Origin of the sequence: Streptomyces mutomycini, assembly GCF_001700505.1 — a bacterium.
Classification (GTDB): domain Bacteria; phylum Actinomycetota; class Actinomycetes; order Streptomycetales; family Streptomycetaceae; genus Streptomyces; species Streptomyces mutomycini.
In genome coordinates, this window is record NZ_MAPV01000108.1 from 18,404 (window position 1) to 30,714 (window position 12,311).

General features: G+C 72.2%; 7 protein-coding genes and 1 tRNA gene. 2 read left to right on the top strand and 6 right to left on the bottom strand.

Annotated elements, in window-relative coordinates; genetic code table 11:
- Nucleotides 1-2: 2 nt before the first annotated feature.
- The 5 genes from BFF76_RS16610 to leuS all read right to left on the bottom strand — a co-directional run bounded on the left by BFF76_RS16610 (nt 3) and on the right by leuS (nt 8,787).
- Nucleotides 3-2,537: a ComEC/Rec2 family competence protein gene (locus tag BFF76_RS16610; RefSeq protein ID WP_065848503.1), complete on the bottom strand. Its 2,535-nt coding sequence runs from the start codon at nt 2,535-2,537 to the stop codon at nt 3-5.
- A complete protein-coding gene (locus BFF76_RS16615) occupies nt 2,534-3,217 on the bottom strand; it encodes a ComEA family DNA-binding protein (RefSeq protein WP_031091863.1) in 684 nt (227 codons plus the stop codon). The genes BFF76_RS16610 and BFF76_RS16615 overlap by 4 nt, the downstream gene beginning before the upstream one ends.
- A gap of 779 nt (nt 3,218-3,996) precedes the next feature.
- Nucleotides 3,997-4,842, bottom strand: a complete 846-nt coding sequence (locus BFF76_RS16620) for a DegV family protein (RefSeq protein ID WP_031091865.1) — start codon at nt 4,840-4,842, stop codon at nt 3,997-3,999.
- A 183-nt stretch (nt 4,843-5,025) separates the two neighbouring features.
- Nucleotides 5,026-5,718 carry a hypothetical protein gene (locus BFF76_RS16625; RefSeq protein WP_031091866.1) on the bottom strand — a complete coding sequence of 231 codons (693 nt, stop codon included), beginning with the start codon at nt 5,716-5,718 and terminating at the stop codon, nt 5,026-5,028.
- A 201-nt stretch (nt 5,719-5,919) separates the two neighbouring features.
- Nucleotides 5,920-8,787 (bottom strand): leucine--tRNA ligase, encoded by a 2,868-nt coding sequence (leuS, locus tag BFF76_RS16630; protein WP_065848504.1) that lies wholly within the window; start codon nt 8,785-8,787, stop codon nt 5,920-5,922.
- A gap of 499 nt (nt 8,788-9,286) precedes the next feature.
- On the opposite strand from leuS, the gene BFF76_RS16635 reads away from it, so the two are divergent.
- Together BFF76_RS16635 and BFF76_RS16640 are read left to right on the top strand one after the other, a co-directional pair.
- The gene (locus BFF76_RS16635; RefSeq protein ID WP_079122397.1) at nt 9,287-10,582 is read left to right on the top strand and encodes a ferric reductase-like transmembrane domain-containing protein; all 1,296 of its coding nucleotides are present in this window, start codon (nt 9,287-9,289) and stop codon (nt 10,580-10,582) included.
- Nucleotides 10,579-12,153 carry an NADH-quinone oxidoreductase subunit NuoF family protein gene (locus BFF76_RS16640; protein WP_053928578.1) on the top strand — a complete coding sequence of 525 codons (1,575 nt, stop codon included), beginning with the start codon at nt 10,579-10,581 and terminating at the stop codon, nt 12,151-12,153. The genes BFF76_RS16635 and BFF76_RS16640 overlap by 4 nt, the downstream gene beginning before the upstream one ends.
- An 84-nt stretch (nt 12,154-12,237) precedes the next feature.
- Here BFF76_RS16640 and BFF76_RS16645 read toward each other — a convergent pair.
- Nucleotides 12,238-12,310 (bottom strand) — tRNA-Ala (locus BFF76_RS16645).
- Nucleotide 12,311: the final 1 nt, after the last annotated feature.

Sequence of the window (12,311 nt, forward strand, 5' to 3'; positions counted from 1 at the left end):
GTTCATAACCGGCCTGCCGCACGCAGTTCCGCACCGGCACCCGTCACCGCGATCGCGCCGTGCGTGTCGGTACGCAGGACCTTCGCTCCCGCCGCTTCGAGTGCTTCGACCGTACGGGCCGCCGGATGGCCGTACGGGTTGTCCCTGCCACAGCTGATGAGCGCGAGCCTCGGGCGTGCGCTGTGCAGCAGCGCGGTGTCCTGGTGGGCGGAGCCATGGTGCGCGACCTTGAGCACGTCCACACGGGGCAGCGCGGGATGGCTCCGCAACACCCCCTGCTGAGCCGGGGGCTCGAGATCACCGAGGAGCAGCAGCGTCAGCCCGCCGGACCTGACGAGCAGTGTGACGCTGGAATCGTTGGGTTCCTCGGTCACGTGAGCCGTTGCCGCCCCCCGCCCGCCGGCCGCGGGCCAGAGCACCTGCCAGTCGAGCGGCCCCGCCCGGCGGCGCTCCCCCGGAACCGCCCGGGCCATCGGGACATGCGCCGCCTCGGCCGTTCTCTTCACGAAGGCAGCCTGCTCCGGCGGTTCATCGAGAGTCGTCGTCTGGATCCCGCCGACCTCACGGCCTTCCAGCACACCGGGCAGGCCGCGCACATGGTCGGCGTGGAAGTGGGTCAGGAGCAGCAGGGGCACGCGGGTGATGCCGAGGTCGCGCAGGCACCCGTCCACGAGGCGGGGTTCAGGACCGGTGTCCACGACCACTCCCGCGTCGTCCCCGGCGGCGAGGACCATGGCGTCTCCCTGCCCGACGTCGCAGAGAGCGAAGGCCCAGCCCGGCGGCGGCCATCCCGACATGAGACGGGTGAGCGGCACAGGTCTCAGCACCGCGAGCACCAGCAGCAGCGCGGCGGCGGAACAGACCCAGGGGTGACGGGCCAGACGTCGGGCCGAAAGCACCAGCAGCGCCGTGAGGACGGCGAGGAGGGCCGCACCGCGCCAGCCGCCCGGCCAGTCGGCCTCCGCCCCGGGGAGGGCGGCACCGGTGCGGGCCACGGACGCGATCCACCCGACCGGCCAGCCGGCGACCTCGGCCAGCGTCTCCGCGACCGGCATGGACACGGGGGCCACCGCCAGTGCGGCGAAACCCAGCACCGTAGCGGGCGCCACCGCGAACTCGGCCAGCAGATTGCAGGGAATCGCCACCAGGCTGACCCTCGACGCGAGGACGACGACGACCGGCGCGCAAACCGCCTGGGCGGCTCCCGCGGCGGCGACGACCTCGGCAAGCCGCGCGGGGACCCCATGCCGCTGAAGAGCACCGCTCCACCTCGGCGCGAGGGTGAGCAGCGCCCCGGTGGCGAGCACGGAGAGCAGGAACCCATAACTGCGGGCCAGCCACGGGTCGTACAGCACCAGCATCAGAACGGCCGCAGCCAGCGCGGGAATCAGCGATCTGCGCCGGCCCGTCCCGATGGCCAGCAGTGTGATGAGGCCACAGGCCGCCGCCCGCAGGACGCTCGGCTCCGGACGGCAGACGATCACGAAGGCGAGCGCGACACCGCCACCGGTCAGGGCTGTCATGCGCAGGGAGATGCCCAGCCGGGGTGCCAGGCCCCGGCGTTCGCTGCGCGACGCCGTGCCGGGTGGCCCGATGAGGAGGAAGAGCAGAATCGACAGGTTGGCCCCCGACACGGCGAGCAGGTGGGTGAGGTCGGTGGCCTTGAAGGCGTCATGGAGGTCGGGCGGAACCCGTGAGGTGTCGCCGACGACCAGCCCCGGCAGGAGCGCCCGAGCATCGGCGTCGAGTCCGTCGGTGGCCTCCCGCAGACCGGCCCGCAGCCGCCCCGCGGCACGTTGGAGAGCGCTGGGCTGCCTGATGACCGGCGGTGGGTCGCCCGCATCGGTGGCGAGCACGGCCGCCGCACGCTCCCCCTCGTGCCGCGGTGGCGCGAGCCGCCCGCTGATCCGGAGGCCTGTCGAGGGCAGCAACCGCTGCCACCGCTTCGACGCGTCACCCGGTGCGACCATGACGAGGACCGGCGTACGGAGCTTGGTGACCGACCCGTCCGGGCCGGTCAGCCGGTCCACCTCGGCGTCCAGGAGCAGGGATACGGGTGTGCTGTGGTCGCCCCGTACCCGCGGCCGCGTCTGCCTGGGATCGGAGGTGACCGTCACCTCCGCTTCGACCCGTGCGTACGACTCGGCCAGTCCGGGAACGGGACCGCTGCGGGCATCCGCACCATGGAGTCCGGCCGCCGCCGCCCCGGCCGCCACGCAGAGCAGCACCCCGGCCACGGCAGTGTTACGTGGGCCGGCGCGCCGGGACGGCCTCGCCGGCCCCGGACCGGCCGTGCCGTCCCCGCCCCGGTGTGCTCTCGCCACGAAGCGCGGCAGGGCGAGGAGACCCAGACCGGCGCATGTGCAGAGAACCACGCCGATCGCCACCCACCGGCCCGGCACCCCCAGGGCAAGGGCGGCTGCTGCCCAGGTCGCCAGGGCGGGAGGGACCAGTCGTAGATCGGCCGGGGCCTCCTGGCGCGGGTCGGCGTCGCCGAGCCGCCTCCCTGAATCCGTGTGGACATCAGGAGCGCTCATGGCCTGACCAGCGGCCGGAGGTCCGCGAACCGGCGGTCGCCGATGCCGTTGACCTCACGGAGCTCGTCGACCGATCGGTAACCCCCGTGCTCCGTGCGGTAGTCGACGATGTGCTGGGCGAGCACCGGTCCGACGCCCGGCAGGGTGTCCAGTTGCTCGACGGTAGCCGTGCCGAGACTCAGCGGCGCCGCCGGACCGGCCTGTCCCGCCGCGGCCCCGCCCACCCCGGTTCCGCCAACGGGAGGCGGCGCGGCAGGCATACCCACCGCTACCTGTTCGCCGTCCGTGAGAACGCGCGCGCGGTTGAGCACGGTGACATCGGTGCCTTCACGGACACCTCCCGCGGCGCGCAGGGCGTCCGCGACGCGGGAACCGGCCGGCAGATACTGGATCCCCGGCCTGAGCACCTTGCCGCTCACATCGACGACGATCTGTCCGCCGGGTGCGCCACCGGCCTTCGAACCCGCGTGCGGACCGGGCGTGAGGCCGGGCAACTGGGCGTTCGGGGACTCCGGCCCGTCCGCCTGTACCGCTGCGGCCGCCTCCGTGACACGGTCGGGAGCCCGTACGGGCTCGGGGCGGGCCGACCAGAAGTGTGTGCCCGCGAGCACCGCGGCGCCGACCAGGACAACGGCGAGCGCGGCGAGCGCCCGGGGCTCCAGGCCGCATCGGGACCTCATCCACAGAGGCAGCCGGTCCCGCAGAGCGGGCCCGAGCTCCCGCCACCACCTCGGACCCATGCCGGAGCCGTCGGGCTCCCCCTGCCCCGTCGGCCCCGCCGACGGAGCCGCCGCAGAGCTGGCAGCGGGCGTCGGGGGCGGCAGCGTGTCCGCCGCCCAGGAGGGTGCCGCACGGGTACGGCCCGGCCCGCCGGCTGTCGCCGCAGCCCCAGCCGTTGTCACAGGCGAAGCCACCGGCCGGCCCCCACCCATGAGCGCGTCCGCACGGAGCCGCGAAGCTGCGGAGATCTCGGCGTCCGACCCGCGCACGTTGCGTCGTCGGCGGCCGTGCCGGGCACCGGACGCGGTACCCGGCGAGGTGCCGGCGGCTCCGCCTGGCCGGACACCGGACCTGTATCGGCCGCCCCCGGCCGGACCGGACCCGCGGGGCACCCGATGTACGGCGCGGTGCGTGGCCCGATGCGTCGGCTGGTGCGTAGGCGGGTGCGTAGGCGGGTCCATCGCCGCAGGCGCGGGAAGGTCCGCGAACTCTTGCGCGGCCGGGTTCGCCGCGCCGCCGGTCATGCGCGGCACGTCACTGGCACGGAAAGGGGTGGGAAGTGATCGGAAGGTCATGCCACACGAAGCTAGACATGTCTGCGGAATTCCGCCGAGCCACCCCAATTACGGTGGATAACCCATCAGTTGTGGAGAACTTCATCACTCGCCGGAGTGAAGCCCGGAGCGAAGACCGGAATGAAGAGCCGAGTGCCCGCCAAAGCTGGAGCCAGAAGCAGGAATCAGCGCGGCGCGACCACGGCTGCCAGCAGCCCCGGCCCGGTGTGCGCCCCGATCACCGCACCCACCTCGCTCACATGCAGGTCCACGAGCCCCGGAACCCGCCCCCGCAGCCGCTCCGCCAGCCGCTCCGCCCCGTCCGGAGCAGCCAGGTGGTGGACGGCGATGTCCACGGCACCTGCACCGGCCCGCTCCGCGACGATCTCCTCCAGCCGTGCGATGGCCTTGGACGCCGTCCGCACCTTCTCGAGCATCTCGATGCGTCCGCCGTCGAGTTGGAGCAGCGGTTTGACGGCCAGGGCCGACCCCAGCAGTGCCTGAGCGGCGCCGATGCGTCCGCCTCGGCGCAGATAGTCGAGCGTGTCGACGTAGAAGAAGGCCGACGTGCCGGCCGCGCGCTTCTCGGCCGCCGCCACGGCCTCGTCCAGGCCGTCACCCGCTTCGGCGGCCTCGGCCGCAGCGAGGGCGCAGAATCCGAGGGCCATGGCGACCATGCCGGTGTCGACCACACGCACAGGAACGGGTGCGTCCCGTGCGGCCATCACGGCGGCGTCGTACGTGCCGGAGAACTCGGACGACAGGTGCAGGGAGACGATTCCTGTGGCCCCCGCCTCAGCCACGGCGCGGTATGCGGCGGCGAAGACTTCCGGGCTGGGCCGTGACGTGGTCACGGAGCGGCGCTTCTGGAGAGCCAGCGCAAGCGAGCGGGCCGAGATCTCCGTGCCCTCCTCCAGGGCCTGATCACCCAGGACGACGGTCAGCGGCACCGCGGTGATGCCGTGCCGTTCCATCGTCTGGGGCGGCAGGTAGGCCGTTGAATCGGTGACGATCGCGACATGGCGGGACATGAGCCGGAGGTTACCTTCCGGGGTGGGGGCACGGCAGCCCGGGACCTGCCCACTGGTCAATTCCGGTCGGACCGGCATCCGGCTCTGGCGCACCCCGGAGGATTTCGGGACCGTTCAGGACGCCACCGATCATGTCCGCGGTCAGGCCTGCCGACGGTGTGCGTCTGCGCAGCCGGAAGCCCGTCAGTTCGTGGTCTCCGGTTTCGCGGACTTCTGCCACGGATAGCCCGTGTGCAGCCGCGGGTCGGGCGGGGTGAGCGACGGAGGCGTCCCCTCCTCCGCCGGTGCGCTCCAGCTGTGCCCGGCCGTATCGCCCTGCGCCACCGGCTCCTCGGTCGTCCAGTGACGGAGGGCACCGGCCTCAAGGTCGATCTGCGCGTTGAGCGCCGCCAGATCGTCGTCGGCGAACTGCATGGCCCGGTCACGCGCCGCCCAGCGCAGCGACTCCGCCGAGTGTGTGATGCGCTCTGTGCGTTCCCTCAGGTCCGGCAGCAGCGTCGCCACCGTGGCCCGGTCCGGCTCGCGTTCCAGGCGTTTGAGGTCGTTGTCGAGTTCGCGTCCGTGTGCGCTCAGACGGTGGAAGAGGCCCAGCGACTCCGAGAGGGAGGCGTCCTCCGCCGCCCCGGCGTTCAGCGCGTCCTGAGTGGCCCGCATCGATGTACGCAAGGTGAGCCTGAGCTGCGCGAGCTCCCCCGGCACGCCCGGCTGCCCGTAGCTCTTGGCCCGCAGTGCGGTGTCCTCCACGGAGCGCCGCGCATGCGTGATCGTCCGGTCCACACCGCGCTTGGCGGCGCGCACCGCCTTCACACCGGCGTACACCCCGAGGGCCATGAACGCCACCAACAGCAGCGTCAGGATCAGGATCACGGCTTCCATGAGCGCCCCTCGGTCGTCGGATCGGCCACCCGCGTGCGGCCGCCCCTTCTACCGTAAACGGAACGGGCAGGCCGAGGGTTCCACAGGAACCCCCAACCTGCCCGTAGGGGACAGCCCTGGCACGCCCGCGCGTCCGGTCCGGCACGGTCACGGGGTGACCTCGGACCGGCCGAACGCCGTTACGCCGGGGCGCCGGCGCCGTTACGCGGGGACGATGTTGACCAGCTTCGGCGCCCGCACGATCACCTTGCGGATTCCGGCCCCGCCCAGCGCCGCGACGACGTTCTCGTCGGCCAGGGCCAGTGCCTCCAGCTCATCGTCCGAGATCGACGGGGAGATCTCCAGGCGCGCCTTCACCTTGCCCTTGATCTGCACCACGCAGGTCACCGTCTCGTCCACGACGTAAGCCGGGTCGGCGACCGGGAAGTCCTGGTGCACGACGGACTCGGTGTGGCCCAGCCGGCGCCACAGTTCCTCCGCCACGTGCGGCGCCAGCGGTGCGATCAGCAGCACCAGCCGCTCGGCGACCGAGCGCGACAGCGGACCGCCCGCCTTCGTCAGGTGGTTGTTCAGCTCTGTGACCTTGGCGATGGCGGTGTTGAAGCGCATGCCCGCCATGTCCTGGCCGACACCGTCGATGGCCTTGTGCAGCGCCCGCAGGCTGTCCTCGCCGGGCTCCGAGTCGACGACGGTGACCTCACCGGTCTCCTCGTCGACGATGTTGCGCCACAGCCGCTGCAGCAGCCGGTACTGCCCGACCACGGCCCGGGTGTCCCAAGGCCGCGAGACGTCCAGCGGGCCCATGGCCATCTCGTACAGCCGCAGGGTGTCCGCGCCGTACTCGCCGCAGATCTCGTCCGGCGTGACCGCGTTCTTCAGGGACTTGCCCATCTTGCCCAGGACGCGGCTGACCTTCTCGCCGGCGTGGTAGTACGCCCCGTCGCGCTCCTCGACCTCGGTGGCCGGGACCGCGATGCCGCGGCTGTCCCGGTAGACGAAGGCCTGGATCATGCCCTGGTTGTACAGCTTGTGGAACGGCTCAGCAGACGAGATGTGCCCCAGGTCGTGCAGCACCTTGGACCAGAAGCGGGCGTACAGCAGGTGCAGCACGGCGTGCTCCGCGCCGCCGACGTACAGGTCGACACCCCCGGTGGGCTGTCCCTCCCTCGGGCCCATCCAGTACTGCTCGATCGCCGGGTCGACCAGCCGCTGGCCGTTGTGCGGGTCCAGATAGCGCAGCTCGTACCAGCAGGAACCCGCCCAGTTGGGCATGGTGTTGGTCTCGCGCCGGTACTTCTTCGGGCCGTCGCCCAGGTCCAGTACGACGTTGACCCAGTCGGCGTTCCGGGACAGCGGGGTCTCGGGCTGGGTGTCGGCGTCCTCCGGGTCGAAGGTGCGCGGCGAGTAGTCCTCGACCTCGGGCAGCTCCAGCGGCAGCATCGACTCCGGCAGCGGGTGGGCGATCCCCTCCTCGTCGTACACGATCGGGAAGGGCTCGCCCCAGTAGCGCTGACGGCTGAACAGCCAGTCGCGCAGCCGGAAGTTGACGGTGCCCTCACCGACGCCGTGCGCCTGCAGCCATTCGGTGATCCTCGCCTTGGCCTCGACGACGCCCAGTCCGTCCAGCGAGACCTCGTCGTTCGCCGAGTTGACCAGCTTCGCCTCGTACGAGCCGAAGGCGTCCTCCCAGGTGGAGGCGTCCGTGCCGCGGTCGTCCGACGGCTCGACGACACAGCGCATCGGCAGCTCGAAGGCGCGCGCGAAGGCGAAGTCGCGCGCGTCGTGCGCCGGTACAGCCATGATCGCGCCGGTGCCGTAGCCCATCAGGACGTAGTCGGCGATGAAGACGGGAACCTTCTCGCCGCTGACGGGGTTGGTCGCGTAGGCGCCGGTGAAGACACCCGTCTTGTCCTTGGCCTCGGCCTGCCGTTCCACATCGGACTTGGCCGCGGCCTGCTTGCGGTACGCGGTGACGGCTTCGGCCGGGTTCGCGTGGCCGCCGGTCCACACGGGGTGGGTTCCCTCGGGCCAGGCTGCGGGGATGATCCGCTCGACCAGCTCGTGCTCGGGTGCCAGCACCATGTAGGTCGCGCCGAACAGCGTGTCCTGGCGGGTGGTGAAGACGGTGATGTCGCCGGCCCCGTCGACGGGGAAGTCGACGCGCGCACCCTCGGAACGGCCGATCCAGTTGCGCTGCTGCAGCTTGATGGCCTCGGGCCAGTCCAGCCCGTCCAGGTCGTTCAGCAGCCGGTCGGCGTAGGCGGTGATGCGCATGTTCCACTGGCGCAGCTTGGCCTTGAAGACGGGGAAGTTGCCGCGTTCGGAGCGGCCGTCGGCCGTCACCTCTTCGTTGGCCAGTACGGTCCCCAGCCCGGGCGACCAGTTGACGGGCGCGTCCGAGGCGTACGCCAGGCGGTACTGCCCCAGGACGTCGGCGCGGTCGGCGGCGCTCAGGGCGCCCCACTCGCGGCCGTCAGGCAGCGCGCGCTCACCGCTCTCGAACTGGGCGACCAGGTCGGCGATCGGCCGGGCCCGGTCGGCCTCCGTGTCGTACCAGGAGTTGAAGATCTGCAGGAAGATCCACTGGGTCCACCTGTAGTAGTCCGAGTCGATCGTCGCGAAGGAGCGGCGCTTGTCGTGCCCCAGTCCCAGCCGTCGCAGCTGGACCTTCATGTTCTCCATGTTGGCCTCGGTGGAGGCCCGCGGGTGGGTACCCGTCTGCACGGCGTACTGCTCGGCCGGCAGGCCGAAGGCGTCGAAGCCCAGGGTGTGCAGGACGTTGTGCCCGGTCATCCGCTGGTGGCGGGCGTAGACGTCGGTTGCGATGTAGCCCAGCGGGTGGCCGACATGCAGACCGGACCCCGAGGGGTACGGGAACATGTCCATGACGAAGCGCTTCGGCTTGGCGGCCAGCTCCGGGTCGTCCGCCAGGTCACCGGTCGGGTTGGGCGCCTCGTACGTCCCCTCGGCGTCCCAGAAGTCCTGCCAGCGTGCCTCGATGTCGGCGGCCATCGCTGCCGTGTAGCGGTGCGGCGCGGCCACCTCGGCCGCGGTGTTCGTCTCGCTCATGATCCTCAAAGCTCCATCGATCGTCATCTGCCGGCGCCCACGTCCACGGACACACGTCTTACGGACACACGTCTACGGAAACGAAAAATCCCCTCGCACAGGAGGGGACGCCGCGCCGAGTCCGACCAGGCATTCTCACCGGTCGGGAATGATCAGCGCGGCTCGCTAAGCAGAAGGCGTACGGCACGCATGGCGTCAGGGTACCGCACGGGCCCGGCGCCCGGCCCGGCGTATGCCCGGCAGAGGCGCCGTGCGCATCCCGCCCCTCCGGGACTCGACGGGCACATCATCGGCGCGAATCTTCCACATGACCCACACACTCCGGAGGTTACTCCGCGTACTGCCCCCTATCGGGGCAACAGTTCAAACCTCGTACCGGCCGGTATACGGCGCCCTAGCATGCGGCAACGGGACCGCTTTGCCGAGCCATTCGGAGTCGCCCCCCATGAAGCCTCATCGCAGGATCCGCTCCTCCCCCTCCCCCAGTACCGGCCCAGGAATGAGCCGCCCGGTGCAGGGTGGGCTGACCGTCGCGGCTCTGGTTCTCATCCCTCTGCTCGCCGTCGCGGGGAGCGACGGCATGCGCACCGCGTTCGACTTCACCACCGGCGTCCTGACGCTGGTCTCCCTCACCGCAGCGGTCGCCTGGGGCCTGCTGGCAACCGACCGGGTCTTCCTCTCGACCCGTCAGCGGCTCGCCTGCCAGGGCGTCCACCGAGCCGCCGCGGTCACGTCGCTCGGCTTTCTCCTGCTGCACGGCACCGTGAAGGTCGCCCTCGGGCACGTCGGACTGCTCGGCGCCCTCATACCCTTCGGGACAGGAGTGAGCGGTTCCGCGGGTCTCATCGGCTTCGGTTCACTGGCCGCGCTGCTGATGATCACTACTGCGGCGACCGGCGCCCTGCGCAGCGCGTTCGCCGCCCCGGGCAGGATCGCCGGCCACTGGCGTGCGCTGCACGCGCTGGCCTACCCGGCCTGGTGCACCGCGCTGGTGCACGGCCTCTACGCCGGCCGCCAGCCCGCGACCTGGGTGGTCGTGATGTACATGCTCTGCCTGACGGCGGTGGCCGCCGCCCTCACGCTGCGTCTGCTGCCCGGCCCCGCCAAGCGCCGGCTCACCGATCTGGTCACCGGCCTGATCGGCCCGGGCACCCTTCAGCCCGCGCCGGATCCGGTCATACGCGCGTCCACGCCTCCCGCCCCGGAGCACATGCCCGCGGCCCCCGGCCGCGGTCTGCCGCCCGACGCGCCCGGGTGGGGCGACGACGGACGCGGCGTACGCGGCTCCCCGGTCCGCCCGCGGACCCTCGCCGCCCCGGTCCCGCCCGGAGCCCACGCGTACGGGCCGCCCGGCCACGAGGCCCTGACACACGGACAACCGCCGTACGAAGAGAATGAGTTCGGACGCGAGCAGTACGGGCACAGGCGGTACGACTCCCCGTCGGGCAACCCCCCTCCGCACGAACCGCCGCCTCGCAGCTCCGAGCGGCTCACCGCGGGCCCGGTTCCGGCGCAGGCGCCGTCACCGTCCGCGGGCTCCCGGCCAGGCATCTCCGCGGCGTACCGGGCGGTCTCGCGGGCTTCCGGTCGGTCGGCGGAGCGGGCGGAGGACCGTTGGCCCGCGCCGTCCCCCGCGCCCCCCGCGCAGGCGCCGAGGCCCGCGTACGCCCCGCCCCGGAGCTCCGCCGCAGCGCCCGCCTCCACCTCCGCCCAGGAGACCGGGCAGCTGCCGGGACCGCTGTACCCGCCTTCGGCGGGCGAGCCCTGGCACGCACCGGCAGGAGACCGACCGTGAACATCCCCCTCCCCGATGTGCCGGAGGTCCGCGTCGTCGGGCTCCCTCAGCTGACCACCGGCTTCGACCTGGTGGACCGGCTCGACCTCGCCATGCACCTGAAGGTGCACGGCCCTCTCGAACCGATGACAGGCGAGCGGCTCGCCGGACTCGCCGAGTCCATCTCGCTCCATGGCCGGGGCGGCGCGGGCTTCCCCTTCGGCAAGAAGCTGCGTGCGGTCGCGAAGGCCTCCATACGGCGCGGGGTGCGGCCGGTCGTCGTGATCAACGGCAGCGAGGGGGAGCCCGCCTGCCGCAAGGACACGGTGCTGCTCAACCGTGCCCCGCACCTCATCCTCGACGGCGCCCTCCTCGCCGCGGAGGCGCTCGGCGCACGCACGCTGGTCGTGGCCGTCACGCGCAACTCGACGGAGATCTCCGTACGGACCGCCTTGGCGGAACGCGGCCTGTCCGACCGGCGCGGGCAGCATCTTCGTGCCCGGGTGGTGCGCACCCCGGAGCGCATGGTCTCCGGTGAGGCATCGGCGGTCATCCGGGCTGTGAACGGCGGCCCGGCACTTCCCCCTGGCCGCCGCGAACGCGCTGCGGAGTCCGGCGTCGCCGGCGCCCCGACCCTCCTGTCCAACGCGGAGACCTACGCCCAGCTCGCCGTCGCCGCCCGGCTGGGTTCCCGCCGCTACGGGCACACCGGCCTGCCCGACGAGCCCGGTACGGTCCTCCTCACCGTCGCCGGGGCCGTGGCGCGCCCGATGGTGATCGAGGTGCCCACCGGAGTGCCCCTGCGCTACGTCCTGCAACTGGCCGGCGCGCCACCGCTGCCCCAGGGCGTGCTCACCGGCGGCTATCACGGCAACTGGATCGACGCGGTCGCCGCGCACGACGCCATGGTCTCCAGAGCCTCACTGGCCGCTGCGGGCGGCGCGCTCGGCGCCGGCGCCATCCTGCCGATCGGGCCGGAGACCTGCCCGATCGGTGAGTCACTGAGGATCGCGAACTGGCTGGCCGCCGAGACCGCGGGCCAGTGCGGCCCGTGCAAGCTGGGGCTGCCCGCCGCCGCGGGCGGCCTCTCCGACGTACTGAACGGCGGCGGCCCCGCCGCCCTGGAGGCGCTCCGCGAGGTCACCCAGGCCGTGAAGGGCCGCGGAGCGTGCAAACACCCGGACGGATCCGCCCGCTTCCTCTCGTCCACGCTCTCGGCGTTCACGGACGACCTCGCCGCGCACGTGCTGGACGGCGGCTGCGGACGGGAGACCCTCGGGGTGCTGCCGCTGCCCTCCCCCGGCTACGAGGTTATGGAGGAATCCATCCCGAGCGGGGAGAAGCTGGCGGTGGACTGGACGCTCTGCCAGGGGCACGGTCTGTGCGCCGACATCGTTCCGGAGCTGGTCAGGCTGGGCCCCGACGGCTATCCGGCACTCGCCGACGCCGCGGTTCCGATGCACCTGCGGGGTCGGGCCCAGCGTGCCGTACGACGATGCCCCGCCCTGGCCCTCCGTATCGAACAGGCACCCGCCGAACGCCCTGCTCTTCCGGGCACCCCGCGAAGGGCGCTGGACAGAGGACGAGGCTGAGCCGCACACCGCCCTGGGACGACAGAGGTGACGGATACCACAAAGAAGCGGGCCATCCGATTCGGATGACCCGCTTCCTCACTGTGGAGCTAAGGAGAATTGAACTCCTGACCTCCTGCATGCCATGCAGGCGCTCTACCAACTGAGCTATAGCCCCG